We start from the raw sequence: 25,888 nt of genomic DNA on the forward strand, positions 1-25,888 counted from the left end.
CAATACTTGGGCGTGGTCAAAGTGGTACCCAAACCCGGCTTCTCGATTCCCAATAAAACCTGGCCCGCGCACCAAGTCTGTGACGTCTGCGCCGCGGTAGTGCCACCCTCCGGCCAAGACCAGCATGCTGCGTGGCACGCCAATCAGCAGTCTTGAATAACGTTCGGATCTGCCGATGAGCTCGCGACCACGAAGCCATGAGCCGTGGGGGTCGGTGGCCGGTGCGACCATTCGTGCATTCTCGGCGTGGCCTGGTCACACCCGGTGATCAGGAATGATCAAGTTGTGCCGGTTGCGTACTTTTCGAGACGGCCGGTTCCCCGCCGGGCAAGCGGGCGAAGTCCGATCATGCTGCGGTTCCAACACCGCCGGGCCATCGGTGAGCGCACGTTTTCGTAGCAGACAGAACGACTTTCGTAAGACTCCGTGCTTGGCGCAGAACGTTGACACCGCGCCGCGCGGCGCGTCGTCGGGCCACTGCGAGATCGCCAGGCGAACACGAGGATCAATGGGTTCAGTGGTAGGCACCCCCGCATCCTGAAATCAGAAGGGTCACCACCAAGCCCGTCCGAAGCGTTACCAATGTCCTGTTGGGCGACCCGTCGTGGCAGTCTCGGTCGTGTGGATCCCTCCGAGTTGCTAAGCCGTTCCAGGTCATTCGAGCAGGGCGCTACTGCCTACGAGGAGTATCGGCCGGAATTTCCAGATGAACTGTTCGAGATGCTCAGCACGGTCAGCGGCAATCGCCTCAGCCAACGGGTTCTTGAGATTGGCGCCGGAACCGGAAAGGCCACGCTGCCCCTGGTTGTCCGTGGAGCCCTGGTCGATGTTGTCGAACCTTCGGCGGAAATGGTGGGCGTCCTACGCCAAAGACTGGAAGCGACCGGGCTCAGCGATCGCGTGCACCTTCGCGCAGAGCGTTTTGAGGACGTGGACCCTTCTGAGAACTACGACGTGGTGGTCGCAGCGCAGTCGTTTCATTGGGCGGATCCGGTCAGCCGCTGGTCTCGGCTCGCGTCTTTGCTCCGACCCGACGGCAGAGCGTTCTTGTTCTGGAATGGCTGGGCACTGAACCCGGCCGAGCTCGACCTCGCGGCGGTGGCCGCGGCGTACGACCGTTGGGCACCGGCCCTTGATCCCGACATTGAGGATCACCGGGGCAAGGTCGGCTGGGCGGAGCAGGAGGTCGCGGCCGTGGCGGACCTAGAACTCGAACGTGTAGAACGCTTTTCGTGGCCGTGGCATCTCACCACTGAGGACTATCTATCGCTCCTGGCAACGACATCGCAGTACGCCGTCGCACCACCGACAGTGAGGAACGGCCTGTTTGATGCCCTTCGGGAAGTGCTTGGTGAACGTGTGCTCCTCGACGGCCGCACGTTGTTCTTGGTTGTCGTACCGGTGTTGCCCCGCTAAGCATTCGCGGCGCCGAAGTCTCCGGACCGGAAGTGTCGCCATCAAGACCGTCAGAACTGTCACCGATGTTCTAGAGATAACAACGTCGCGATCTGGTCAGATCCACAGTTCGTACATATGATCGATTCATGCACGCGCTGCAGGGCTCGCTCTGGGACCAGGTCGACGAGGTCGGGCTCCGCTCGCTCGACGGCGCTGTGCAGCGGATCGAACTCACCGACGGCGCGTGGCTGGACCTGCGTCCCGGCTGGGTGACGGGCGCCGACACCCTCTTCGAACGTCTCAACGCGGGCGGCAGTGCTGGTGTCGAGTGGCGCGGCGAACGACGGGTCATGTGGGACAAGGAGCTTCCCACCCCGCGACTTCTGCGCTTCTACCGCGAACGCGAGCAGCTCCCCGACCCGGTGATCGAGCAGGCCCGCGTCGCTCTCACGAAGCACTACAACGCCGAACCGTTCGCGACCGTGGGTATGTGCCTCTACCGCGACCACCGGGACTCCGTCGCCTGGCACGGCGACCGCTTCGGCCGGGGCGCCACCCACGACACCATGGTCGCGATCGTGTCCATCGGTGCGCCGCGCGCACTGCTGCTGCGTCCAGCGGGCGGCGGAACCTCGCGTCGCTTCGTTCTCGGCCACGGAGACCTGATCGTGATGGGCGGCAGCTGCCAGCGAACGTGGGACCACGCCGTACCCAAATCGAGTACGCCGACCGGTCCCCGGATCAGCATCCAGTTCCGTCCCGCCGGGGTCAGGTAGTCACGACATAATTCCCCCGTGCGTGCCCTCGCCCGGATGACCGCGATCGTCGCGGTCCTCGGGGTCGCCTCCGGCCTGGTCGGCGGACTGCTGGTCATCTTGTTGCACGCGGTTCAGCACGTGGCGTTCGGCTACTCCGAGGGGCTGTTCCTCTACGGGTCGGAACAAGCCCGTGCATGGCGTCGGTTGCTGTGCCTCATGGCCGCCGGCCTCATCGCTGGCGTCGGGTGGTGGGCGGTCTACCGCTGGTTCAAACCGCTGGTGTCGATCGGGGCGGCCCTCGGCCGGGAGGACACCGAAGGTAAGCGAATGCCGTTCTGGCCCACGGTCGTTCACGGTTTACTGCAGATCGTCACCGTCGCCCTCGGCTCACCCCTCGGCCGCGAAGTCGCACCCCGTGAGATCTCTGCCGCGGTCGCCGACCGCATCACCGACTGGGTAGGTGTCCTCGGGCATCCACGACGCGTCCTGATCGCGAGCTCGGCCGGTGCCGGTCTAGCGGCGGTGTACGGCGTGCCACTAGGTGGCGCCGTCTTCACCCTTGAGGTGCTGCTGGTGTCGTTCGCGTTGTCCGCAGTGATCCCGGCTCTGGCGTGCAGCGCGATCGCCGCTGGGGTGGCCGCGGTCATCGTGCCGGACGACCTGCAGTACACCGTTGGCCATACCCCGGTCACGACATCGGTCTGGTTCTGGGCGGTCGTCTTCGGCCCGCTGTGTGGACTGGCCGCCTGGGGTTTTCGCTGGCTGACCCTGCGCTGTGCGCAGGCCGCCCCACGGGACTGGCAGCTGATCCCCCGCGCATTCGCCGCCTTCACCACGGTCGGTCTCATCTCGATGGTGCTGCCGCAGATCCTGGGCAACGGCAAAGCCGCCGCGCAGGTCGGCTTCGATCATTCCGTGGGCTTCTGGACGCTGCTGGCCCTGCTCGCGGCACGGGTGGTTGCCGTCGCGCTGGCACTGCTCGGTGGCGGCCAGGGCGGATTGCTCACCCCGTCCATCGCGAACGGTTCGCTGCTGGGCGCACTGGTCGGGACGTTGTGGAGCGGTCTCAACCCCGGGACGGTCATCACGACGTACGCCCTGATCGGCGCCGCGGCGTTCCTCGCAGCGGCCCAGCGGATGCCAGCCACCGCGATCCTGCTGGTCTTCGAACTCACCCGGATGGATGCCGCCCTGCTCGGCCCCACGATGGTGGCCGCCGCCGGATCGGCGGCCATCGAGCGGGCCATCGACAACCGCCGGTCGGTAGCCTCCTGAGGTGGGCTTCTACGAACGGCACGTCCTGCCGCGACTGGTGGATCTCACCTGCGGCTCGGCGGCGCTGCTTCCGATCCGGACCTGGGCGTGCGAAGGCCTCACGGGGCACGTCATCGAGATCGGCTTCGGCTCGGGGACGAACGTGGCCGCCTACCCCGCGGCCGTCACCCAGGTCACCGCGATCGAACCGTCCGACACCGCCTGGGACATGGCCGCCGATAACGTACGCCGATCGCGCGTCCCGATCACCCGCGCTGGCCTGGACGCTGGGCGACTTCCGTTCGACGACAACGCTTTTGATACCGCGCTGTCCACCTTCACGTTATGCACCGTGCCCGATCTGGATATGGCGTTATCCGAACTACGCAGGGTGCTCAAACCAGGCGGATCGCTGCACTTCCTCGAGCATGGGCTGGCTCCCGATGAGAACGTCCGGCGCTGGCAGCGCCGCCTGGACCCGCTGGAGCAACGCCTCGCAGGTGGTTGTCACCTGACCCGCGACATATCCAGCGAAATCACCGGAGCCGGACTGACCCTCACGGCGAGCAAAGAGTTCTACGGCGCGCGGCCCAAGTCCTTCGGCGCGCTGACCGTCGGCGTCGCCTCGGCCGACTAACCTGCGGGAGCATCCGAAGCACCTTGGGGGCGAGCGTCGTCGACTACAGCAGACCTCGCTCGAAGGCGACCCGCACCGCCGCAGCCCGGTCGCCGACCCCGAGCTTGCTGTAGACGTGCAGCAGGTGGGTCTTGACCGTGGCCTCACTGACGAAGAGTTGTTGCGCCACAGTGCGATTCGTCCCACCATCGGCAATCGCGCGGAGAACCTCGATCTCCCGCTCGCTCAACTGGTCCTCCCGACGGCGAGCCACCAGGCGTTGGGCGGCGACCGGCGCCAGGACCGTGCGGCCGGCGGCGGCACCCAGAACCGCCTCGATCAGTTCTTCGCGGCCCAGCGCCTTGAGCAGGTAGCCGTTGGCCCCGGCGTCCATGGCGGCCGTGATGTCCCGATCCGTCTCGTACGTCGTGAGCACCAGGATCGCGGGCCGGCACGAGTCTGCCGCGCGTAACGCCCGGATCGCATCGACACCGTCTCCCTCAGGCATCCGCAGATCCATCAGCACCACGTCGGGCTCGTGCCGCCGTACCAGAGCCACCGCCTCCGGTCCGCTGCCCGCCTCGGCGAGAACCTGCAGCCGCTGATGTCCGTCGAGCATCCCCCGGATGCCGTTGCGCACGACCGGGTGGTCGTCGGCGATCAGCACCGTCACTACCGGCGGGGAGGTCACGCGGGGGCCGCCACGTCGATCAAACACCCTGCGCCTGCTGAAGATTCGACATCAAGCGAACCACCCACCGCCTCGACCCGCTCGCGCATGTTCCGTAGGCCGTGGCCTGCCCCGCCCTGCGACGGCTCGAACCCGCGACCGTCGTCGCGGACCTGGAGCAACAAACCGTCCTGGGTGTACTGCAGCTGGACCACCACGGATGTAGCCCCGGAGTGACGCGCCACGTTGGACAACGCCTCCTGACACACGCGCACGAGCATCTGGTCCTGCTCGGTTCGCGTGGGCGCACCTTCGACGTCGAGGTGAGCCCGGATCCGGTGACGGGCAGACCACTCATCCAACAGGGCGCGCACGGCATCGGCCGCCGACGCGTCATCCAGCAGCGGTGACCGCAGCGCGTTCACCGCCCGGCGGGCTTCACCGAGACCGTCCCGGGCTAGATCCTTCGCAGCATCGACCCGGGACCGCCAATCGCCCTCGCCGTCAATGGCTTCCAGTTGGCTGACGATCGCGACCAGATCCTGCGCGACGGTGTCGTGGATCTCCCTCGACAAGCGCTCGCGCTCCTGCAGGATGCCCTGCTCGTGAGCCCTCTCCAGCAGTTGATCGTGCAACTCCTGGTTGCGCTGGCTGACCTCGGCTGACTGCCGCGCCGCCGCCTCTCGCTCCTGCACCTCACGGGCGCGTTGCTCTCCGAAGTGCACGATGACCGCGACCACCCCAGCATTGACGAAGCTCAAGGCCAGGAACGCGTGCCAGTCCGAGACCGCCTGCCCGAACCCGCCTACCTGCGCGGCAGCCATGACCAGAGCGTTGAGACCCAGGGCCACGACGAGAGCGCGCCCGTGGAAGAGCAGCATCGCGATCACGTAGCCGAAGAAGCCGAAGATCCCGTAGAACGGCGAGATGGCGATCATCACCGCCGCCATCGCCAGGTGTGCCGTGAAAATCGCGACGCGCAACGGCATCGACAAGGAAGTCCGCCGCATCCACCAGGCCGCCAGCAGGATGCTCGCCGCAGACAACACGATGAGCAGCAGATATCCGACCCTGCCGGAGGCGACGGGCACCACCACCGCGCACAGCAACGACCCGGCCAGAAGCGCGACAGGAGCCCAACGGACCGCCGCGACCGGGCCGTCGACCCGGTCCCAGTACGGACCCTGCACCGAGGACTCTTGCCGTGTCATAACCTCCATCGTGACATCACTCCCAGCGGAACAACCGCACCGAGAGCAGGGTCAACACACCGGTCCACACCAGCATCACCAGCAGGTGCGACCACCCCGGCCAGCCACCACCGAGCGAATCCTGCAGCGCCCCAACGGCTGCGCCGGCCGGGCTGAGGTCGGAGATGGTCTGCATCCAGCCGGGCATCGTCTCCCGCGGCCACCACAGTCCCCCGAGAAAGGAGAGCACGAAGAACAGCACGGTGCCGGCGGCAGCAGCCACCTTGTTGCGGGTGAAAACGCTGGCCACCACCATCCCGATCGACAACAGACATACCGTCATGACCACGAACGCGACCAGCACACCCACCGGGTTACCCGGCCAACCAGCACCGAGCAGGGCGGGCACCACCACGATCAACAGCCCGACCGCCAGCGACACACCGGCCGTCAGCAGGAACTGGGCGCCGAGCAGCGCTGCGGGCGAGGCGGGAGTCGCGCGCAGCCGCTTGAGCACACCCTGCTCGCGATACCTGGTCAGCACATCGGGTAGCGCCTGGATCGCTAACAGCGAGAGCGCGAAGAACAGCAGGATCGGCTGGTAGGTCGAGAACCAACTCAGCCCGGCCAGGTCCTCCGTCGGGTCCCGGGTCGCTGGAATCGCACCGAGAACGATCGCCGCCACCAGCGGCAGGACCACCACCCACAACACCACAGAGGGGTTGCGCCGCAACAGAATTGCCTCACTGCGCAGCAGCGCTCGCAGGCCGATCATCGCCGTACCTCCAACTTCTCCATCAACGCCACGAAGGCGTCCTCCAGGTTCGATTGGTCCACCCGCAGGTCACGCGCGCGGGTACCCGCTGCGTCCAACGCGAGAATGACGTCGGTGACGACGTCGGCGTCCCCTTCGATACGCAAGGCCCCGTCCTCCGAACGCACCACGCGCACGGAGGGCAGGGCTTGCAGTACGTCGATCGGCGGGGTCACGTCGAGCGTGAAACTCATCCGCTGGCCGGCTTCGAGCGTCGCGGCCAGGCGAGCCGGCGTGTCCAGCGCCACGACCCGGCCCGCGTCGATGACGACGACGCGATCGCACAGTCGTTGCGCTTCCTCCATGAAGTGCGAGACCAGCAGGAACGTCGTCCCGGTGTCTCTTAGTTGTTCGAGGATGGACCACACCTCGCGGCGCGCCTGCGGGTCAAGGCCGGTCGTCAGTTCATCAAGGATCGCCACCTTGGGTCGACCGACCAGGGCCAGGGCGACGGACAGCCGCTGTTGCTGTCCACCACTCAGCCGCCCGAAGTAGCTACCACGGACCTCGGTCAGTCCCAGCCGGTCGCGCAACTCCTCGATCGGCGCCGGGTCGTCGTAGAACGAGGCGTACAGGTTGAGCGCTTCATCGACGGTCAGCTTCTCCGGGAGGGCAGCATCCTGCAGTTGGACCCCGAGGACTCTTCGCAGAGCGGGTTCGTCGACCGCGGGGTCGATCCCGCACACGCTCACCTGGCCGGCGTCACGGTCCCGCAGACCCGCGATGCACTCGACGGTCGTCAACTTTCCGGCTCCGTTGCGACCGAGCACCCCGAAGATCTCACCCTCGGCCACGTCGAACGAGACGTCCTGCACGCCGCGGCCACCGGGATACTCCTTGCGCAGTCCACGCACTGTGATGGCTGGTTCCATACCTCCAGCGTGGTGCGCCAACCGTCACACGGCGTCAACCAGTCGGTTGATCCGAGTCCAGTGCAGCGCTGATCGCTGCGACGAGCTCACCGACTTGCTCGTCGGTCATCGTGAAGGCGGGTGAGATCTGGATCGCTCCGGCACCAGCCGCACGCGTCGCGACACCAAAGCGCCGCAACTTGGTGGCGAACGCCATCGCCGCCGGCGCATCCGCGAGCTGAACTGCCGCGACCGCGCCTGTGCCGGAACGGATTTCGACCACATCGGGGTGGGATGCCAACGGAGCAAATGCTGCGTGCAGCGTCTGCTCCAGACGGGCCGCTTCCTCCAGCAAACCCTCGCGATCGATGATGTCCAGGTTGGCCAGCGCCACCGCCGAAGCGACCGCGTGGCCGGAGTAGGTGTAGCCGTGCCGGAACCACCGCCCCGCACCGGGCTCGAAGAACGGGTCGGCGACTTTCGGCGAGACGAACACCGCACCCATCGGCAGATACCCGGACGTGAGACCTTTGGCGGTCGTGATCATGTCCGGTTCCAGCCCGAATCGCCCTGAGGCGAACCATGATCCGCCGATCCGGCCGAACCCGGTGACCACTTCGTCCGCGACGAACAGCACGTCGTACTCGGTGCAGATCTTGCGCACCTCGGTCAAGTAGTCCGCCGGCGGCGGGTACACACCGCCGGCGCCGATGACCGGCTCGCAGAAGAACGCCGCGACGTTCTCCTCCCCCAGTTGCTCGATGGTCGCGCGCAGGTCCTGCGGGTCGTCCCAGACGACATGCGCCTGGTCGGCGACCAGCGTGCCGTAACCCTCGATGTTGCCCGGGATGCCGGCCAATGACGTTCCGGCGTAATGCATTCCGTGGTAGGCCTTGGTCCGGCCCACGATGTAGCGACGATCGGGCTGACCCATCTCCACCCAATAGCGCCGGGCCAGCTTGGCAGCCGTCTCCACCGAGTCCGAGCCCCCGGAGGTGAAGAAGATCCTGGACCCGGGCACCGGGGCGATCCCCGCCAACCGGTCGGCGAGTTCCAGGGTCACGTCGGGGACGTAGTCGCCGAAGGTGCTGTAGTGCCCGAGGCGCTTCATCTGTTGCGCGGCGGCCTCGGCCAGCTCGACGCGGCCATGCCCCACGTTCGTGAACCACAGGCCGGCCGTCGCGTCGAGGTACTTGTTGCCGTCGGCGTCCCACACGTGGACGCCCTCACCGTGACTGATGACGAACTCGCCGTTCGCCTCGACCGCTGCCATGTCCGAGAAGGGGTGCCAGAAGTTGCCCATGTTAGGACGTTATCGGTCGCCGTCGATGGGGCAGAGTGGTGCCCATGGCGATCGACTACGTGGCCACCATCCGGGAGCAGTCCGCGCGGTTCCTGTCCGTCCTGCGCGGTACCGCCTCGAGCGCCCAGGTCCCGAGTTGTCCGGACTGGGATGCAGCGGACCTGGTGTGGCACCTGGGTGAAGTTCAGACCTTCTGGGAGAACGTCGTACGCCGGGACATCACCGACGAGAGCCAGCTCGACGACGTCGAGCGAAGCGACCGCCCCTCGGACTACGCGGGTCTGCTCGCGTACTCCGAGGAGGCCAGCGCCCAGCTCGTCCGCACGGTGGGCCGCTACCCGGAGCAGACGAAGCGCTACATGTGGGCGCACGATCCGGCCCTGCACACCGTCGGCTACATCAGCCGCCGCCAAGCTCTCGAGGCACTGATCCACCGGGTCGATGCCGAACTGACGGCCGCCGTGCCACTGGCCACGATCGACCCGGCGCTGGCCGTGGACGGGATCGATGAAGTGGTCGACGTGATCCGCGGTGGCGCGATCCCCGACTGGGCCTCGTTCACCCCGGCTGACGACCGGATCGTCGAGTTGGCCGCGACGGACGTGTCCCACCGTTGGACCTTGCAGCTGGGCCGGTTCGGCGGGGTCACTCCGGATGGGGTGGAGGTCAACGAGCACGGTTTCCAGCGGATCGATGTCGGACCTCCCGTCAGCGCGACCGTCAGCGGGATGAGCGCGGACCTGCTGCTGTGGCTGTGGAACCGGCCGGCCGGGCCGGTGGAGTCGTCGGGCGACCCGGACGCCCTGAGAAGCCTTGATTACGCTGTCAGCGAGGACATCGATTAGTGACCTCGACCACAGGACATCGGCGAAGGAGTCAGGATGAGCCAGGGCACCGAGACCGTCTTCACCTGGGGAGCGCCGCCACTGAAATTCGGCGCGGGCGCCCTCGATGAGGTGGGTTACGACATCAGCACCCACGGCGCCAAGCGGGTCCTGGTCGTCACCGACCCGGGGGTGGCGCACCTCGGCATCGCCGACCGCGTCGTGGCCTCACTGCGCCGGTACGGCATCGAAACCGAAGTCTTCACCCACAGCCACGTTGAACCGACCGACAAGTCGATGGGCGAGGCAGTCGACTTCGCCAAGGACAAGGGGCCGTTCGACGGCTACGTCGCTGTCGGTGGTGGGTCCTCGATCGACACCGCCAAGGCGGTCAACCTCCTGCTCACCGACGGTGGCGAACTCACCGAGTACCTCAACAAACCAGTCGGGGACGGCCGGGCGCCCAGTGGCCCCCTCATGCCGCTCATCGCCGTACCCACCACTGCGGGAACGGGATCGGAGAGCACCGGGACCTGCGTGATGGACGTGTTGTCCCTCCGCGTGAAGACCGGGATCGGTCACTGGCGCTTGCGCCCGACCATGGCGGTCATTGACCCGACGGTCACGCTCAGCCTGCCCGCGGGCGTCACCGCGTCCTCCGGCATGGACATCGTGTGCCACGCGCTGGAGTCGTTCACCGCACGGCCGTTCCAGGACTACCCGGCCAAGAAAGCCGAGGAGCGGGTGCCCTACTGCGGGTCCAACCCGGTCGCCGACCTGTGGTGCGAGAAGGCACTGTCGCTGATCTCGCGGTCGTTCCGCACGGCGGTGCGCGAGGGGGCCAACGTCGACGCGCGCTCGGACATGATGCTGGCCGCCACCTGCGCCGGGATGGGCTTCGGCAACGCCGGCGTGCACATCCCGCACGCGAACGCCTACCCGATCGCCGGCATGGTCAAGGACTTCCACCCGGTGGACTACCCGCAGGACGAGGCGATGGTGCCGCACGGCATGTCCGTCTCGCTGACCGCACCGGCGGCGTTCCGCTTCACCTACTCCAGCGCTCCGGAGCGCCACGTACAGGCCGCGTTGATGCTGCAGCCCGACCTCGACAGCAACATCCCCGATGAGGAGAAGCTGCCGACCGCGCTGATCAACCTGATGCGCGACATCGGTATCCCCAACGGCATCTCGGGCGTCGGCTTCGAAGCCTCCGACATTGCGGAGCTGGTGCCGGGGACCATGAAACAGCAACGGCTGCTGGCTATTTCGCCGCGCGAGGTCACGGAGGACGACATCGCCGCGATCTTCGAGGAGTCGCTCACCAACTGGTGACCACATGAAAGAAGGGGCCTGCCGATCGGCAGGCCCCTTCTTCATGGGTGGACTCAGTGCGCGTCGCGGTCGGCGCGGTTCACCGCCGACAGGATCGCGGTCAGCGATGCCTTCACGATCGAGCTGGACATCCCGACACCCCACAGGACACGGTCACCGACCGCACACTCGAGGTAGGCCGCCGCGGCGGAGTCGCCACCGGAGGTCAGGGCGTGCTCGTTGTAGTCCAGGATGCGTACGTCGACCCCGACGGAGTGCAGCGCATCGATGAACGCGGCCAGCGGTCCGTTGCCCTCGCCGGTGATCACCTTCTCCTCGCCGCGGTCGGTCAGGGTGGCCACGATCCGGTCGCGCTCGTCGTCGATCGACTCGACGCGGTGGTTGATCGGTGCGAACCGGCCCCACGCAGCATCGCCCACGCCGGTGCCGGGCAGGTACTCGTCGCTGAACGCCTGCCACAGCTGCTCCGGCGACACCTCGCCGCCCGCTTCGTCGGTGCGTCGCTGTACGACACCGCTGAACTCGATCTGCAGGCGGCGCGGCAGGTCCAGCTGGTGCTCGGTCTTGAGGATGTAGGCCATCCCGCCCTTGCCGGACTGGGAGTTGACCCGGACCACGGCCTCGTAGGAACGACCGACGTCGTGCGGGTCGATCGGCAGGTAGGGCACGCCCCACGTCAGCTCGTCGATCGACTTGCCCGTCGCCACGGACTGCCGCTCCATGTCCTCGAAGCCCTTCTTGATGGCGTCCTGGTGGGAGCCGGAGAAGGCCGTGAAGACCAGGTCGCCGCCGTACGGGTGCCGCTCGGGCACCGGCAACTGGTTGCAGTACTCGACCGTGCGGCGGATCTCGTCGATGTCGGAGAAGTCGATCTGCGGGTCGATGCCCTGTCCGAACAGGTTCAGGCCCAGGGTCACCAGGCAGACGTTGCCGGTGCGCTCGCCGTTGCCGAACAAGCAGCCCTCGATCCGGTCCGCGCCGGCCTGGTAGCCCAGCTCGGCGGCCGCCACCCCGGTGCCCCGGTCGTTGTGCGGGTGCAGCGACAAGATGATCGACTCGCGGCGGTCCAGGTTGCGCGACATCCACTCGATGGAGTCGGCGTACACGTTCGGAGTGGCCATCTCGACGGTGGCCGGCAGGTTAATGACCATCGGGTGGTCCGGGGTCGGGTCGATGATCTCGATAACCGCGTTACAGATGCGGGCCGCGAACTCCAGTTCGGTGCCGGTGTAAGACTCCGGGGAGTACTCGTAATAGACCGTGGTCTCCGGGACGGTCTCTTCCAGTTTGCGCACCAGCCGCGCCGCCTGGGTGGCGATGTCGATGATGCCGTCCTGGTCCTTGCCGAACACCACGCGGCGCTGCAGGACGGAGGTGGAGTTGTAGAAGTGCACGATGGCCTGGGGGGCGCCCGCGATGGCTTCGAAGGTGCGCTCGATCAGCTCGTCACGGCACTGGGTCAGCACCTGGATGGTGACGTCGTCGGGGATGTGGTTGCCGTCGATCAACTCACGCACGAAGTCGAAGTCGGTCTGGCTGGCGGAGGGGAATCCGACCTCGATCTCCTTGTAGCCCATCCGGACCAGGAGCTTGAACATCCGCAGTTTGCGCTCGGAGTTCATCGGGTCGATCAGGGCCTGGTTGCCGTCACGCAGATCGACGGCGCACCACCGCGGAGCCTTGTCGATGATCTTGTCCGGCCAGGTGCGGTCCGGCAGGTCGACCTTGATCTGCTCGTGGAAGGGAACGTACTTGCCGATCGGCATGGTGGTGTTCTGCTGGGGATGGATCACGGGTGAATCGCCTTTGAACGAAGAAGGGGGCGCCCGGTCCGTACCGTTACTCACTCGCGCAACGGAAACCTCCGCGGCGAGGATGACCGAGTCGAACTAGGCCTCGCCGCGGCAGTCAAGGAGGAGAAAGTACGCCGCACGCACACAACAAGCCTAGCGCACCGACCGCCGTGCGTGGCCGCCGTCACTTATTCTGGTGCGATGGACATCCTGGGGGCCATCCTCGCGTGGGCCGTTGCCGCAGTGCTGATCGCCAGCGGAGCGCTCAAACTCGGCCGACACCGCGAGTTCTTCAAGAGCATGCAGACCCTGGGTCTGCCCGCCTCGCTGCTGCGCGACTACACCTTCGCCAAGGCATTCCCGTTCATCGAGATCGGCCTCGGCGCGCTGATCGTGCTGCTACCCAAGCCGTGGCAACTGATCCCGGTGGCGCTGGCGACCGGGCTCTTCGTGGCGTTCCTGGTGGTCATCGTGCGGGCGGCGCGCTCCGCCGTACCTGCTTCCTGTAACTGCTTCGGCGGCCTGGGCGCTGACGAGGTCGGCCCGCGCACGGTCGCCCGGAATGTCGGCTTCGTGGTGCTTTCTCTCCTGGCCCTGATCCTGCATGCCGCTCCTGCGTCGGTGGCGGCCGAACGGCTCGGCGGCTGGGCCTACGTGCTGCCGGCGCTCCTCGCGGCGGGCGTTGCGGGCGGATTGGTGCTCTATCGCAACAACGCCGAGCAGCGCACCGAGCGCGACCTCATCACCAACCTGACGTTGCAGAACCGGGACGGCGAGCACCTGCCGATCCGTGAATTGCAGGACCCCCCGTCATACGTCGTGTTCTTCTCGGCCGGATGCGGTGCGTGCTCGCAGACCGTGGAGGAGTTCCGTTGGTGGCCGCACGCGATGGCCGATGGCTACGACCTCGTCCCGGTGTTCACCGGCAGTCCCGAACAGTTCGCGATGTTCCCGGAGTTCGAGGCGCTACTGGATCACGCCTGGTACGACCCACAGATGACGTTCTACAAGGCGATCGGCGGCAACGGCACGCCGGCCGGCACGCTCATCGACAAGGATCACCCGCTGGGCAACGGCGCCGTCTCCGGCCGCGACGAGCTACGCGCACTCATCTGGACCGAGGAGTTCACCCGGGAACGCAAGCGCGAAGTCGAGTCCGGCCGCGACGACCGGGCCCGGGAGATGGCCCGTCAGGCGCTGATCGACGGCGGCTGGGACCCGGCCTGGGTCGACTTCGCCGAGATCAAACTGACCAACGACGACGGCCGCGAGATCGTCGTCAACCCCGCCGCCCCGGTCGTCGAAGACGCGGCTGACGAGGAACCCGCGTCGCGCTGACCCCAAGGTGTCGGTGGTCTGGTTCATGCTCGAGCTATGACCACGCACCAGCCCCACGGCATCGTCCCCCCGCACCTGCTGCAGCACCTGGCCGACTCGGCTGACACCGATGTCGCCGAGGCCGCGCGGCGCACTCTTGAGCTCAGCGTGGACATCTCAGTGCAGCGCGAATATCGCGCGGCCCGCGCTGACCAGTCCGGGCTGATCCCGCCCCAGTTGCGTGACCGGGCCCGATCGCATCGCACGACGGGGACGGAACTGCGCGATGTCACCGCTCCGTCGGCGCCGGGTGAGCCAGGCCCGCAGCGCACCATCTATACGGCTAACCAGGGCACCACTCTGCCGGGCACGAAGGTGCGCGCCGAGGGCCAGAGTCCCGTTGCAGATGAGTCGGCCAACGAAGCGTACGACGGTCTCGGCGACACGTTTGCGCTGTATTGGCAAGCGTTCCAACGCAATTCGCTGGATAACAAGGGCCTGCCGCTGATCGCGACCGTGCACTACGACAAGCAGTTCGACAATGCCTACTGGGATGGCCAGCAGATGGTCTTCGGGGACGGCGACGGGGTCTACTTCAGCTCTTTCACCGATTCCGTCGACGTGATCGGCCACGAGTTGACCCACGGCGTGACGCAGTACACCGCAGGCCTGACCTATGTCGCCCAGCCCGGTGCGTTGAACGAGTCGATGTCGGACTGCTTCGGGTCGATGGTGAAGCAGTGGGTCAAGGGCCAGACCGCGCAGCAGGCTGACTGGTTGATCGGCGAGGGCCTGTTCACCGCGAAGGTGAACGGCGTCGCGTTGCGCTCGATGAAAGCCCCCGGGACGGCGTACGACGACCCGCACCTTGGCAAGGACCCGCAGCCGGCCGATATGACCGGCTACCAGGATCTGCCGCACGACTCCGCTCACGACAACGGCGGCGTGCACATCAACTCCGGCATCCCCAACCGCGCGTTCTACCTGGCAGCCACGGGTATTGGCGGCAGCAGCTGGGAAGGCGCCGGGCGCGTCTGGTACGCCGTCCTAACCGGCGGCAAACTGGCCAAAGACGTTGACTTCAAAGGGTTTGCGCAGGCCACCATCGACACCGCGGGTCAACTCTTCGGTGCCAGCAGCAGCCAGCGCGACGCGGTCAGCGAGGCCTGGACGACGGTGAAGGTGCTGTAACCATGGGCGCATTGATCTACGCGGCCAATGTCTCCCTCGATGGTTTCCTCGAGGATGCCACGGGCGCCTTCGACTGGTCGGTGCCGGACGAAGCGGTGCACGCGTTCTGGAACGATCACGAGCGGAGGATCGGGACCTCGCTGTATGGCCGGCGCATGTACGAGACGATGCGCGTGTGGGAGGAGGACGAGTGGCTGGTGGACGAGCCTGAGGTCGTGCGCGAGTACGCCGACATCTGGCGCGACACCGACAAGATCGTCTACTCGACGTCACTCACCGAGGCGTCGACCGCCCGCACCACCCTCGAGCACCGTTTTGACCCGGAGGCGGTGCGCCGGCTGAAGGACTTTTCCGATGTCGATGTCAGCATCGGGGGCGCGACGATCGCGGCGGAAGCGTTCCGGCACGGCCTCGTCGACGAGTGCGTCCTGCTGCTGTGCCCGGTGACCGTCGGCGGCGGCAAACCTGCACTGCCCCGCGATCTACGTCTCGACCTGGAGTTGCTCGAGCAAGGGCACTTCGACAACGGGGTCGTATCCGTCCGCTACGCGGTGCGGCACCGCGTCTGATCCTGACCCGGACACCGCAAGACAGCTGACGAGGTCGGTCCCGCAGAATGCGACCATGGCCCTCATCTCGCCGTTCGCCCGGTTCTGGGCGGCCGACGGGACGGGTGAACGCGACGGGCCGGTCGGTGAATCGGACCATGGCGGCCGTGGGCGCTCTGCTCGGTGGGGTGGCAGTTTGCCGCGTCCGGCGAGCGCGCGGTGCTCGGCGTCGTCGTTCTGTTGTTCGCGATCGCGGCGGCGCTGGCCGCCACCGAGCCGGTCCGGACCGCCGTTACGGACATCCGGTGACCGACGTGGCATTGCCACCACGTCCTGCGGGCGTGGCTATCTCCTCGCGGCGTCCAGATCAGCTTTCGTCAGTACGGCGTACGTGGTCACGCCGATCTCCGACAGGGTGTTGCCGCCCGGCTCCGATCGATCGATAGCGCACACCACCGTGTGAACAGTCGCCTCTCGTTCACGCAGCGCGATCGCAGCATCGCGTACTGCGCCTCCTGTGGTGATGATGTCCTCCACGAGCGTGACGGTCTGCCCCGCGAAGTCGCCACCTTCAGCGAGTCGACACGTGCCGTACGTCTTGGCCTTCTTGCGCACGAAGATCGCCGGCAGCCCGGTGATGGCACTCAAGATGGTCGCGATGGGCACACCGCCCAGTTCGAGGCCGCCCAGAACCTCGGTATCCGCAGGGAGCAACGGCACCATGTGTTCAGCGACGCGACGAAGTAGCTCGGGATCTCCCTCGAAGCGGTACTTGTCGAAGTACTCATCGGTGACGATGCCGCTGCGGAGCGTGAACTTCCCACGGATGCGACACGCGGAATCGATCAAGCCAGCGAGGTCAGCAATGTCCGTCGGCATGGCCGCCATGATGCCACCGCCTGGTTTGCCACCGAGCCAGTCCGGACTGCCGTTCCTGACACCCGGTGAGCTCACATGGTCCGCGCTCTCTGTTAGGTGAGCAGCCGCTCCGCCGCCGAGGTCGGATTCAACGCCAGGCCGGACGCAATCAGCTTCCGATCCGCGCTCACTAGCGGGATACCCAGTTCCTGGCCGCAGGCAGCCCAGCTGGCGTCGTAAAACGACAATCGATGCTGCTCCGAGATGGCGGCTGCAGTCCGCAACCACGACGGGTCCATCGACACCGGCGGACCCACGATCGCAAGCAGATCGAGTAACTGGTCGTGAATTCGCTGCCCGGCCCAGCCAAGAGCACGGGCTAGCACGTTGCCGACCTCGTAGACCGCAAGGTCGAGCACATACGCGTCCAGCGCGCCCGCAGCGTGCGCGTCGCGGAGTGCGCGTGCGGCCGCAACTTCCTGCTCACCCTCCTCGTGGAACCACTTGATGAGGACCGACGTGTCAACCAGCACGCTGGTCATCGAAGCCGATCACGGTCGTTGCGGACCAGATCTGCGGACTCGAAGGCACCCGCCTCCGCAAAGCGCCGTTGCGACCGAGTGATCGCCGCGTCGAGAGCGATGGGATCGCGACGGCCAAGTTCTCGACGAGCGGCAGCAGCGAGAAACGCGCTGCGGCTAGTTGACCGGCGGCGTACCTCGGCATCAACCTCAGCTAAGAGTTCGTCGGGAAGTGAGACAAGCACCTTGGACATACTTTCAGTATATCCGGGCGGATAGCCGTCAGAACTCTTCGTGGGTGCGGGAATCCCAGGCGGCGTCCTCGCCGAGATCCAGCCCCGTCAACCGCTCCATCTGCGAGTCGGTCAATTCGAAGTCGAAGACGTCGGCGTTCTCCCGCTGCCGCTCCGGATCGCCCGACTTCGGGATGGCGATGATGCCCTGCTGCACGTGCCAGCGCAGAATCACCTGGCCGACCGAGCGCCCGGTCTCCTCGGCGATCTCGCCTACGACGGGCGATGAAGGCAGCTTCTCCCGCAGACCCAACGGCCCCCACGCTTCGGTGAGGATCCCCCGGTCAGTCATGAAGCCGCGCAGGTGGGTGCGGGCCAGCATCGGGCTGCACTGGATCTGATTGATCGCCGGCCACACCCCCGTGGCGTCGTAGAGAGCAGCGAGCTGCTCCTGCACGAAGTTGCTGGTGCCGACCGACCGGATCAGACCCTCGGACTGCAGGTCCATCATGGTCGCGAAGGACTCGACGTACTTGCCCTGGCTGGGGTTGGGCCAGTGGATCAGGTACAGGTCCAGGTAGTCCAGACCCAGCGCGGTCAAGCTCTTCTCCAACCCGCGTCGCACGGAGTCGGTGCCATGGTCACTCCCCCGCAATTTGCTTGTCACGATGAGGGTTTCGCGATCAACGCCACTGTCCCGGATGCCCTGCCCGACACCGTCCTCGTTGCCGTACTGCGCCGCCGTATCGATCAACCGGTAGCCGACCCCGATGGCCGACGAGACGGCGTCCGCGCACTCCTGACCCTTCAACGGGTAGGTGCCCAGACCGATCAACGGCAGGTCACGCGAACTGTCCGCGGTGGCAAGAGAGGTGGTCGCGATGAAGGAGTAGGCCATGCGGCCAGTCTGCTCCGAAACGATCAGCGGCGAAGGTCCGGGGCCCTCCGAACGGCGACGTACCGCTCGTCCAATTCCTCGATACTGAACCGGCCGATCGGGATCTCGCCGAGCACGGTCTCCTCGGCCAGACCCTGCGGCGTGATCCGGGTGACGACCTCGCGCACCTGCTCACCGTCACGCAGCACCCGGTAGGTGTTGGTGATCTCCACCCGGTCCTCCCGTGAGCGCTGATCGAAGAACGGCCGCGCCGCGAACCAGCGCTGGTACTCCTGCCGCCCGATGGTCGCCTTGCGCAACAACGTCATCGGGACCTCGGTGACCGGGACGCCGCCGTAGGAGCGGCTGAGCAGGATCGGCGCACCCGGGACCATCACCTGCGACATGCGCTCCCAGAACGCCTCGCGGGCCGGTTCGGACAGGAAGTAGATGACGTTGAACAGCAGCGCCCCACCAGACTCCGGGGGCAACCAGCACTCGGTGATCGGCTCGGGCACCACCGTCACGCGGTCGCGCAACAGGTCGTCGTCGGCGACCCGCCGCATCAGCAGCGAGCGCATCAGCGGGTCGGGCTCGACGGCCACCACATCGGTGCCGGTGAAGCGGTGCGCCAGCACCTGGGTCGTCAACCCACTACCGCAGCCGATGTCCAGCAACGGCCGGGAGGTGTCGAAACCGGCTGTGTCCCAAGGGACATGGTCGATGTAGTCCTCGGACGACTCGGGCTGCCGCAGGAACTCACCGAATTCCGCCCACGCCAGGGTGTCTGGATCCTCTCCCATCAGAACCCCAACTTAGACAACTGGTTGGGGTCGCGCTGCCAGTCCTTGGCGATCTTCACGTGCAGGTCCAGATAGACGCGCTGACCGAGCAACTCCTCGATCGCCGTACGCGCATTGGTCCCCACCTCGCGCAGGCGCGAACCCCCGCGGCCGATGATGATCGCCTTCTGGCTGGACCGCTCGACAAAGACATTCACCCGTACGTCGAGGAGCGGCTTATCGGCCGGCCGGCCTTCTCGTGGGGTGATCTCCTCGACCACCACCGCAAGACTGTGCGGCAGCTCATCGCGTACGCCTTCGAGGGCGGCCTCCCGGACCAGCTCGGCGATCATCACCGCGTCCGGCTCGTCGGTGTGCACATCGGAGGGGTACAGCTGCGGTGACACCGGCAGGTGCGACATCAGTACCTCGGCCACCGTGTCGACCTGGTCCCCGCGGGTCGCCGAGCAGGGCACGATGTCGTCCCAGTCGCCCAGTCCATCGATGGCCACGAGATGCTCCGCGAGCCGGTCCTTGTCCACCCGGTCGCTCTTGGTCGCGATCGCCACCACCGGACGGCGGCGGCCCTGGCGGATCTCGGCGAGTTCGCGGGCGATGAAGGTGTCCCCCGGACCGATCCGCTGGTCAGCGGGCAGGCAGAAGCCGATGACGTCCACGTCGAGCAACGTTTCGCGGACCACGTCGTTGAGGCGCTGACCCAACAGGGTGCGTGGTTTGTGCAGACCGGGGGTGTCGACCAGCACCAGTTGCGCGTGCTCGGTGGTCAGGATGCCGCGCACGGTGTGCCGGGTGGTCTGCGGCTTGCTGGAGGTGATGGCGACCTTCTGCCCCACCAGGGCGTTGGTCAGCGTCGACTTGCCGGCATTGGGCCGACCCACCAGGCAGGCGAATCCAGCGTGGAAAGCCTCACTCACGGCGCTGCCACCTCCTCGTGTTCGACGGACGGCTCATCGTCAGGAACCACCCGTGACACCAGAATGGTCGCAATCTGGTGCCGGCGTCCGGCCATCTCATCAGCAGTCAGTTGCAGACCCGCGATCTGTGCGGTCGCACCCGGGATGGGCACCCGCCCGATCAGCTTGGCCAACAGTCCCCCGACCGTGTCGACGTCGTCGTCCTCCAGCGTCACGTCCATCAACTCCGCCAGGTCGTCGACCGGCATCCGGGCCGGGATCCGGATGACACCGTCGGGCAGTTCCTCCACCCCGGGGGCGACCCGGTCGTACTCGTCGTCGATCTCGCCGACGACCTCTTCGATGATGTCCTCCAGTGTGATCAGCCCGGCCGTGCCGCCGTACTCATCGATCACCACCGCGAAGTGCTGCCGGCTGGTCTGCATCTCCCGCAGCAGGTCATCGATCGGTTTGCTGTCCGGGATGAAGGCCACCTCACGCGCGACCTCGGTGACCGGCAGCGACGCACTGTCCGGGTTGAGCGTCAACCGGCGCGCGACGTCCTTGAGGAAGACCAGGCCCTCGATATCGTCGGGGCCGTCATCGACGACCGGGACGCGGGAGAACCCGGAGCGCAGGAAGAGGGACATCGCCGAGCGCAACGACTTGGTCTTGTCGATCACGACCATGTCGGTACGCGGCACCATCACCTCGCGGGCCACGGTGTCGCCGAGTTCGAAGACCGAATGGATCATCCGGCGCTCGTCAGCCTCGATCAGTTGGGAGTCGGTGGCCATGTCGACGAAGTCGCGCAACTCCTCTTCCGAGGCGAACGGGCCGTCGCGGAAGCCCGGACCGGGCGTGACCGCGTTGCCGACCGCGACCAGTCCACGCGCGACCGGACCGAGCACGGTCAGGAAGAAACTGACGACGGGCGCGCCGAAGAGAGCCATCGCGGTCGCGTGCTGCTGACCGAAGGTCCGCGGCGACACCCCGACCAGGATGAACGACGCCAGCGCCATGACGCCGATCGCGACCAGGAGGGTCACCCAGAAGTCCTCGAAGATCCGGTCGGCGGCCAACGTGACCAGCACCGCCGCGGTCGCCTCGGCGCCGACCCGCAGGAACGCCAGCACCATCGCGGCCGGTCCGCGGTTGTCGACCAACCGCACCAGTTGCACGGCTCCACGCCGGCCGTCCTCGAGGAGCTCGCGAGCCTGGGACTTGCTGATCCGGACCAGCGAACTCTCCATCGCGGCCAGGAAGAACCCGGCGACGACGGAGGCGAACGCGACGACCAGCAGGGCGATCACGGCCCGATCACTCCCCTGACGGCGGTTGGATCCGGGCCGGTTCGCGCCGCTCCTGACTGGCCAGGAAGGTCAGCAGCAGGGTGCGCTGCAACCCGAACATCTCCTGCCGCTCCTGCGGCTCGGCGTGATCGAACCCGAGCAGGTGCAAGATGCCGTGCACCGTCAGCAGCAGCAGTTCCTCCTCGGTGCTGTGCCCCGCCTCCGCGGCTTGTTTGGCGGCCACGCTCGGGCACAGGACCAGGTCGCCCAGGATGCCGGGCTCAGGGTCTTCCCCGTCGCGCCCGGGCCGCAACTCATCCATCGGGAAGCTCATCACGTCGGTCGGCCCGGGCAGGTCCATCCACTGCACGTGCAGGGTCTCCATGGCCGGTTCGTCCACGACCCGTACGCATAGGTCGGCGTGCGGGTGCACCCGCATCTCGGTCATGACGTACGCCGCGCAGTCCCGCAGTTCTTCCAGGTCCACCTCGACGTCGGTCTCGTTGAGGACGTCGATGCTCACGAGCGCTTCCCGGCGGGACGCAACGACGCGGGCGGGTGGTGCGCGTCCCAGGAGCCATAGGCCTCGACGATCGCACTGACCAAGCGGTGCCGCACGACGTCCTGGGCGCTGAGGTAGGCGAAGTGGATGTCATCGACGTCGCTGAGGATGTCCTGGATGATCCGCAGACCGGAGGTCGTGCCACCGGGCAGGTCGACCTGGGTGACGTCACCGGTGATGACCATCTTGGAGCCGAATCCCAGACGGGTGAGGAACATCTTCATCTGCTCGGCCGAGGTGTTCTGCGCCTCGTCGAGGATGATGAACGCGTCGTTGAGGGTGCGACCGCGCATGTAGGCCAGCGGGGCCACCTCGATCGTGCCGGAGGCCATCAGCCGCGGGATCGACTCGGGATCGACCATGTCGTGCAGCGCGTCGTACAGCGGCCGCAGGTAGGGATCGATCTTGTCGTTGAGCGTGCCGGGCAGGAAGCCCAACCGCTCACCGGCCTCGACCGCCGGACGGGTCAGGATGATCCGGTTGACCTGCTTGGCCTGCAACGCCGCGACCGCCTTGGCCATCGCCAGGTAGGTCTTTCCGGTGCCGGCCGGGCCGATCCCGAAGATGATCGTGTTGGCGTCGATCGCGTCGACGTATTCCTTCTGCCCCAACGTTTTCGGCCGGATCGTGCGTCCTCGGCTGGAGACGATGTTCATCGTGAGTACGTCGGCCGGCCGCTCGCGGGTCTGCCCCCGCAGCATCTGGATCGAGCGCTCGACCGCGTCGCGGTTCAGCGGCTGACCGGCGTCGACGATCTCAACCAGCTCGTCGATGAGTTCCTCGACGAGGGCCATGTCGGCGCTGTCGCCTTCCAACCGGAAAGCGTTGCCGCGCACGTGGATCTGCAAGCCGGGGAAGGCGCGCTCCATGGTCCGCAGCAACTCATCGCGGGGGCCGAGGAGGGCGACCATGGAGACACCGGCCGGGATCTCGACGGTGTGGGTGGGTGTTTTCGGTTGGTCCTGATCGGTCATCGTCTGCTCATTCTATGGGTTCTGGCGCATTCCACCGGGTCCGCGCGAGCAGCACGGCCAGGGCTGCCGGACCGGCGCTGGAGGAGCGCAGCACGGTGTCACCGAGCCGGACGCTGGTCGCGCCGGCATCGATCAGTGCCTGCACTTCGGTGGGCGAGATGCCGCCTTCGGGTCCGACGACGACCAGCACCTCACCGTCGGCAGGTAGGTCCACGGACGAGATGGGGGTGGTCGCCTCTTCGTGCAGGACGAGCGTGAGCCGGCCCATCGACGTACGCCGAGCCAGGCCTTTGGAGTCCAGCGGAGCCTCCACGACGGGGATGGTCGCGCGACGCGACTGCTTCGCCGCAGCACGCACCACACCCCGCCACTTGGCCAGCGCCCGGTCGCCGCGGGGGCCGCGCCACTGCACGATGCTGCGGTCGGCCTGCCACGGCACGATCGCATCGACGCCCAGTTCGGTGGCGGCTTCGATCGCCTGGTCGTCGCGGTCACCCTTGGCCAACGCCTGCACCAGGGTGAACGCGGGCGCGGAGGCGGGCTCGCGGCGTACCTGCGCAATGCGCACCTGCAAACTCGGCCCGTCGACGGTCTCGACCAGCCCGGCTACCACCAGCCCGGACCCGTCAGCCAGCTGGATCGGCTCACCGACCCCCAGCCGGCGCACGATCGCGGCGTGCCGGCCCTCGTCCCCCACCAGCCGCACCAGGTCATCGACCCGGGCACCGGCGAGGTCGTCGGTGAAGAACAGCGGTGCGGTCACCGGGCTACTTCCAGGCGTCCTTCAACCGCCCGAACAGGCCCTTGTCGGCGCGCTGGAACACCGGCTCGGGGCGCTCCTCGTCGCGTGCCTTGGCCAGTTGCCGCAGCAGTTCCTCCTGCTCGGGGTCCAGTTTGGTGGGCGTGCGCACGTTCAGATGCACCATGAGGTCACCACGGTTGCTGGTGCGCAGGTGGGTCACACCGAGCCCGGCGAGGGTCACCACGTCCCCGGCCTGGGTGCCGGGTTTGACCGCGACGTCCCGCGGCCCGTCCAGGGTGTCCAGGTTGAGCGTGGTGCCCAGCGCGGCCGCGGTCATCGGCAGATCGACACTGCAGTGCAGGTCGTCGCGCCGCCGCTCGAAGGTGGGGTGCTTGGCGACCCGGATCTCGACGTACAGATCACCGGCCGGTCCCCCGCCCGGCCCGACCTCGCCGTGCCCGGACAACTGGATCCGGGTCCCGGTGTCGACGCCGGCCGGCACCTTGATCGAGATCGTCTTGCGATCGCGGACCCGGCCCTCGCCGGAGCAGTCGAAGCACGGGTCGGTGATGACCTCGCCGTACCCCCGGCAGGCCTGGCACGCCCGCGCGGTCATGACCTGCCCGAGGAAGGTGCGCTGCACCTGTTGGACCTGCCCGGCCCCCTTGCAGACGTCGCAGGTACGCCGACCGGTGCCGGGCCGCGAACCGTCACCGTGGCAGGTCTGGCAGACCACCGCGGTGTCGTAGGTCAGGTCCTCGGCACCACCGAAGACTGCGACCTTGAGGTCAATGTCCAACGGCAGCAAGGCATCCTGGCCACGCTGCACCCGCGAGCGCGGGCCGGTTGCGCCGGCCGCGCCCGCGCCACCGAAGAAGGCGTCCATGACGTCAGAGAAGGAGAAACCGGCGCCGAAGCCAGCCGGTCCGCCGCCACCGGCCGCGAACGGGTCGGCTCCCATGTCGTAGGACTGGCGCTTCTCGGGGTCGGACAACACCTCGTAGGCCTGCGAGACCTTCTTGAACTGCTCGGCGGCATCCTGACCGGGATTCACATCCGGGTGCAGTTTGCGGGCCAGGCGCCGGTAGGCACGCTTGATCTCCTCCGGCGAAGCGTCCCGTGAGACGCCCAGGTCGCCGTAGTAGTCGTTCACTGATGTCACTCCAGGATCTCTGAGACGTAACGGGCGACCGCACGGACGGCGGCCATCGTGGCGGGGTAGTCCATGCGCGTCGGACCGACGACGCCCAGACCACCCGTTTGGTAGGTCGTGCTGATCACCGAGGTGCTCTGCAGGTCGGCGACGTCGTTCTCGGCGCCGATGCGCACCATCACCAGGTTGTCGCCGTCGCCCTCGAGGTGACCAAGCAGTTTCAGCAGGATGACGTGCTGCTCGAGCGCCTCCAGCACCGGGGCCAGGGTGCGCACGTCGGTCGCGGACTTGGCCAGATTAGCCCGGCCCGCCATGACCACCCGCTCGTCCCCCAGGATCTGCAGGGCAGAGGTGACTTCGGCGAGGATCTGACCGAGCATGCCCTGATCGGCCTGCGGCAACTGCTCAGCCAACGGCGCGGCAAGGTCGTTGATCGCGCTGACGGCTTCGGTGCGCCGGCGGCCGACGACGGCTTCGTTGACGCGGGTGCGCAGTTGGGCCAGCAGGTCGATCTCATCGCTCAGATCCGAGGGCACTGGCACGACTCGCTGCTCGACGCGGCCGGTCGAGAGGATCAGCACCACCAGCAACCTATTGCCGGCCATCGGCACGAGTTCGACGTGCCGCACGGAGGCGGAGGTGACCGAGGGGTACTGCATCACGGCGACCTGGTTGGTCAGCGACGCCAGCAGCCGGGTACTGCGGTCGACCACGTCGTCCAGGTCGACCGACTGGGCCAGGAAGGTCTGGATCGCGGACTTCTCCGCCCGGCTGAGCGGTTTGACGGTGCTGAGGCGGTCCACGAACAACCGGTACCCCGCGTCGGTCGGGATCCGGCCTGCGGAGGTGTGCGGGGCGCTGATCAGCCCCTCGTCCTCCAGGGCGGCCATGTCACCGCGCACCGTGGCCGCGCTGACCCCTAGTTGGTGACGCTCCAACAACGCTTTGGAGCCCACCGGCTCCGAGGTGGCCACGTAGTCCTGGACGATGGCCCGCAACACTTCGAGACGGCGTTCCTCGCTCACGGCATCCTCCTTCGCCCGTTGCTGGTTGGCACTCGTGTGCTTCGAGTGCCAAGTCTACGTCCGAATAACTCCTGGGTTGCTCTACCGTTGCCG

28 protein-coding genes are annotated in these 25,888 nt (G+C 67.0%); 10 read left to right on the forward strand and 18 right to left on the reverse strand.

Annotation, left to right across the window (positions count from 1 at the left end; translation table 11 throughout):
* Positions 1–621 precede the first annotated feature (621 nt).
* From AZH51_RS14140 to AZH51_RS14155, 4 genes are all read left to right on the forward strand, one after another.
* Positions 622–1,416: a trans-aconitate 2-methyltransferase gene (locus tag AZH51_RS14140; RefSeq protein ID WP_291525365.1), complete on the forward strand. Its 795-nt coding sequence runs from the start codon at positions 622–624 to the stop codon at positions 1,414–1,416.
* Positions 1,417–1,544: 128 nt separating this feature from the next.
* Positions 1,545–2,174, forward strand: coding sequence for an alpha-ketoglutarate-dependent dioxygenase AlkB (locus AZH51_RS14145; protein WP_291525367.1), 630 nt, complete (start codon positions 1,545–1,547; stop codon positions 2,172–2,174).
* 18 nt (positions 2,175–2,192) lie between these two features.
* Positions 2,193–3,431: a chloride channel protein gene (locus AZH51_RS14150; protein WP_291525369.1), complete on the forward strand. Its 1,239-nt coding sequence runs from the start codon at positions 2,193–2,195 to the stop codon at positions 3,429–3,431.
* 1 nt (position 3,432) lies between these two features.
* Positions 3,433–4,047: a class I SAM-dependent methyltransferase gene (locus AZH51_RS14155; RefSeq protein WP_291525371.1), complete on the forward strand. Its 615-nt coding sequence runs from the start codon at positions 3,433–3,435 to the stop codon at positions 4,045–4,047.
* Between the two features lie 43 nt (positions 4,048–4,090).
* Here AZH51_RS14155 and AZH51_RS14160 read toward each other — a convergent pair whose 3' ends face one another.
* The 5 genes from AZH51_RS14160 to AZH51_RS14180 form a co-directional block, all read right to left on the reverse strand.
* Positions 4,091–4,717, reverse strand: a complete 627-nt coding sequence (locus AZH51_RS14160) for a response regulator transcription factor (RefSeq protein ID WP_291525373.1) — start codon at positions 4,715–4,717, stop codon at positions 4,091–4,093.
* Entirely contained in the window at positions 4,714–5,436 is a 723-nt protein-coding gene (locus AZH51_RS18755) for a sensor histidine kinase (protein WP_367188055.1), read from the reverse strand. Before AZH51_RS18755 ends, AZH51_RS14160 begins: the two co-directional genes overlap by 4 nt.
* 487 nt (positions 5,437–5,923) lie before the next feature.
* Complete coding sequence (locus AZH51_RS14170; protein ID WP_291525377.1) at positions 5,924–6,661, reverse strand: ABC transporter permease; 738 nt, start codon at positions 6,659–6,661, stop codon at positions 5,924–5,926.
* Entirely contained in the window at positions 6,658–7,572 is a 915-nt protein-coding gene (locus AZH51_RS14175) for an ABC transporter ATP-binding protein (RefSeq protein ID WP_291525379.1), read from the reverse strand. Before AZH51_RS14175 ends, AZH51_RS14170 begins: the two co-directional genes overlap by 4 nt.
* Before the next feature lie 34 nt (positions 7,573–7,606).
* Entirely contained in the window at positions 7,607–8,854 is a 1,248-nt protein-coding gene (locus AZH51_RS14180; RefSeq protein WP_291525381.1) for an aminotransferase class III-fold pyridoxal phosphate-dependent enzyme, read from the reverse strand.
* Positions 8,855–8,898: 44 nt separating this feature from the next.
* On the opposite strand from AZH51_RS14180, the gene AZH51_RS14185 reads away from it, so the two are divergent.
* Positions 8,899–9,699 carry a maleylpyruvate isomerase family mycothiol-dependent enzyme gene (locus AZH51_RS14185; protein ID WP_291525383.1) on the forward strand — a complete coding sequence of 267 codons (801 nt, stop codon included), beginning with the start codon at positions 8,899–8,901 and terminating at the stop codon, positions 9,697–9,699.
* A 36-nt stretch (positions 9,700–9,735) separates the two neighbouring features.
* Positions 9,736–11,013 carry a hydroxyacid-oxoacid transhydrogenase gene (locus AZH51_RS14190; protein WP_291525385.1) on the forward strand — a complete coding sequence of 426 codons (1,278 nt, stop codon included), beginning with the start codon at positions 9,736–9,738 and terminating at the stop codon, positions 11,011–11,013.
* Positions 11,014–11,066: 53 nt separating this feature from the next.
* Here AZH51_RS14190 and leuA read toward each other — a convergent pair whose 3' ends face one another.
* Positions 11,067–12,806, reverse strand: coding sequence for a 2-isopropylmalate synthase (leuA, locus tag AZH51_RS14195; protein ID WP_291525387.1), 1,740 nt, complete (start codon positions 12,804–12,806; stop codon positions 11,067–11,069).
* Positions 12,807–13,007: 201 nt separating this feature from the next.
* On the opposite strand from leuA, the gene AZH51_RS14200 reads away from it, so the two are divergent.
* From AZH51_RS14200 to AZH51_RS14215, 4 genes are all read left to right on the forward strand, one after another.
* A complete protein-coding gene (locus tag AZH51_RS14200; RefSeq protein WP_291525389.1) occupies positions 13,008–14,144 on the forward strand; it encodes a MauE/DoxX family redox-associated membrane protein in 1,137 nt (378 codons plus the stop codon).
* Between the two features lie 36 nt (positions 14,145–14,180).
* Positions 14,181–15,314 carry a M4 family metallopeptidase gene (locus tag AZH51_RS14205; protein WP_291525391.1) on the forward strand — a complete coding sequence of 378 codons (1,134 nt, stop codon included), beginning with the start codon at positions 14,181–14,183 and terminating at the stop codon, positions 15,312–15,314.
* Between the two features lie 2 nt (positions 15,315–15,316).
* A complete protein-coding gene (locus AZH51_RS14210) occupies positions 15,317–15,883 on the forward strand; it encodes a dihydrofolate reductase family protein (protein ID WP_291525393.1) in 567 nt (188 codons plus the stop codon).
* Between the two features lie 162 nt (positions 15,884–16,045).
* A complete protein-coding gene (locus AZH51_RS14215; RefSeq protein WP_291525395.1) occupies positions 16,046–16,171 on the forward strand; it encodes a hypothetical protein in 126 nt (41 codons plus the stop codon).
* Between the two features lie 36 nt (positions 16,172–16,207).
* Here the strand turns inward: AZH51_RS14215 and pyrE are convergent, their stop codons facing one another.
* The 12 genes from pyrE to hrcA form a co-directional block, all read right to left on the reverse strand.
* Positions 16,208–16,741, reverse strand: coding sequence for an orotate phosphoribosyltransferase (gene pyrE / locus AZH51_RS14220; RefSeq protein ID WP_291525397.1), 534 nt, complete (start codon positions 16,739–16,741; stop codon positions 16,208–16,210).
* Between the two features lie 92 nt (positions 16,742–16,833).
* Entirely contained in the window at positions 16,834–17,262 is a 429-nt protein-coding gene (locus AZH51_RS14225) for a type II toxin-antitoxin system VapC family toxin (protein ID WP_291525399.1), read from the reverse strand.
* A complete protein-coding gene (locus AZH51_RS14230) occupies positions 17,259–17,495 on the reverse strand; it encodes a CopG family ribbon-helix-helix protein (protein ID WP_291525401.1) in 237 nt (78 codons plus the stop codon). The genes AZH51_RS14225 and AZH51_RS14230 overlap by 4 nt, the downstream gene beginning before the upstream one ends.
* A 28-nt stretch (positions 17,496–17,523) precedes the next feature.
* A complete protein-coding gene (locus AZH51_RS14235; protein WP_291525403.1) occupies positions 17,524–18,372 on the reverse strand; it encodes an aldo/keto reductase in 849 nt (282 codons plus the stop codon).
* Positions 18,373–18,395: 23 nt separating this feature from the next.
* Positions 18,396–19,154 (reverse strand): class I SAM-dependent methyltransferase, encoded by a 759-nt coding sequence (locus AZH51_RS14240; protein WP_291525404.1) that lies wholly within the window; start codon positions 19,152–19,154, stop codon positions 18,396–18,398.
* A complete protein-coding gene (gene era, locus AZH51_RS14245; protein ID WP_291525406.1) occupies positions 19,154–20,068 on the reverse strand; it encodes a GTPase Era in 915 nt (304 codons plus the stop codon). Before era ends, AZH51_RS14240 begins: the two co-directional genes overlap by 1 nt.
* Complete coding sequence (locus AZH51_RS14250; RefSeq protein ID WP_291525408.1) at positions 20,065–21,360, reverse strand: hemolysin family protein; 1,296 nt, start codon at positions 21,358–21,360, stop codon at positions 20,065–20,067. The genes era and AZH51_RS14250 overlap by 4 nt, the downstream gene beginning before the upstream one ends.
* Positions 21,361–21,367: 7 nt before the next feature.
* A complete protein-coding gene (ybeY, locus tag AZH51_RS14255) occupies positions 21,368–21,862 on the reverse strand; it encodes an rRNA maturation RNase YbeY (RefSeq protein WP_291525410.1) in 495 nt (164 codons plus the stop codon).
* Positions 21,859–22,875: a PhoH family protein gene (locus AZH51_RS14260; protein WP_291525412.1), complete on the reverse strand. Its 1,017-nt coding sequence runs from the start codon at positions 22,873–22,875 to the stop codon at positions 21,859–21,861. Before AZH51_RS14260 ends, ybeY begins: the two co-directional genes overlap by 4 nt.
* Before the next feature lie 7 nt (positions 22,876–22,882).
* Positions 22,883–23,638 (reverse strand): 16S rRNA (uracil(1498)-N(3))-methyltransferase, encoded by a 756-nt coding sequence (locus AZH51_RS14265; RefSeq protein ID WP_291525415.1) that lies wholly within the window; start codon positions 23,636–23,638, stop codon positions 22,883–22,885.
* A 4-nt stretch (positions 23,639–23,642) separates the two neighbouring features.
* Positions 23,643–24,770, reverse strand: coding sequence for a molecular chaperone DnaJ (gene dnaJ / locus AZH51_RS14270; RefSeq protein ID WP_291525583.1), 1,128 nt, complete (start codon positions 24,768–24,770; stop codon positions 23,643–23,645).
* A gap of 5 nt (positions 24,771–24,775) precedes the next feature.
* Positions 24,776–25,795, reverse strand: coding sequence for a heat-inducible transcriptional repressor HrcA (hrcA, locus tag AZH51_RS14275; RefSeq protein WP_291525417.1), 1,020 nt, complete (start codon positions 25,793–25,795; stop codon positions 24,776–24,778).
* Positions 25,796–25,888: the final 93 nt, after the last annotated feature.

Origin of the sequence: Branchiibius sp. NY16-3462-2, assembly GCF_001594145.1 — a bacterium.
Classification (GTDB): domain Bacteria; phylum Actinomycetota; class Actinomycetes; order Actinomycetales; family Dermatophilaceae; genus Branchiibius.

Coding starts and splice junctions, on each gene's coding strand:
- AZH51_RS14240 (WP_291525404.1), bottom strand. CDS start 19,154: ATGGGAGAGGATCCAGACACCCTGGCGTGGGCGGAATTCGGTGAGTTC.
- AZH51_RS14145 (WP_291525367.1), top strand. CDS start 1,545: ATGCACGCGCTGCAGGGCTCGCTCTGGGACCAGGTCGACGAGGTCGGG.
- AZH51_RS14210 (WP_291525393.1), top strand. CDS start 15,317: ATGGGCGCATTGATCTACGCGGCCAATGTCTCCCTCGATGGTTTCCTC.
- AZH51_RS14235 (WP_291525403.1), bottom strand. CDS start 18,372: ATGGCCTACTCCTTCATCGCGACCACCTCTCTTGCCACCGCGGACAGT.
- AZH51_RS14170 (WP_291525377.1), bottom strand. CDS start 6,661: ATGATCGGCCTGCGAGCGCTGCTGCGCAGTGAGGCAATTCTGTTGCGG.
- pyrE (WP_291525397.1), bottom strand. CDS start 16,741: ATGCCGACGGACATTGCTGACCTCGCTGGCTTGATCGATTCCGCGTGT.
- AZH51_RS14260 (WP_291525412.1), bottom strand. CDS start 22,875: ATGACCGATCAGGACCAACCGAAAACACCCACCCACACCGTCGAGATC.
- AZH51_RS14190 (WP_291525385.1), top strand. CDS start 9,736: ATGAGCCAGGGCACCGAGACCGTCTTCACCTGGGGAGCGCCGCCACTG.
- AZH51_RS14225 (WP_291525399.1), bottom strand. CDS start 17,262: ATGACCAGCGTGCTGGTTGACACGTCGGTCCTCATCAAGTGGTTCCAC.
- AZH51_RS14180 (WP_291525381.1), bottom strand. CDS start 8,854: ATGGGCAACTTCTGGCACCCCTTCTCGGACATGGCAGCGGTCGAGGCG.
- AZH51_RS14205 (WP_291525391.1), top strand. CDS start 14,181: ATGACCACGCACCAGCCCCACGGCATCGTCCCCCCGCACCTGCTGCAG.
- AZH51_RS14175 (WP_291525379.1), bottom strand. CDS start 7,572: ATGGAACCAGCCATCACAGTGCGTGGACTGCGCAAGGAGTATCCCGGT.
- AZH51_RS14200 (WP_291525389.1), top strand. CDS start 13,008: ATGGACATCCTGGGGGCCATCCTCGCGTGGGCCGTTGCCGCAGTGCTG.
- AZH51_RS14185 (WP_291525383.1), top strand. CDS start 8,899: ATGGCGATCGACTACGTGGCCACCATCCGGGAGCAGTCCGCGCGGTTC.
- AZH51_RS14230 (WP_291525401.1), bottom strand. CDS start 17,495: ATGTCCAAGGTGCTTGTCTCACTTCCCGACGAACTCTTAGCTGAGGTT.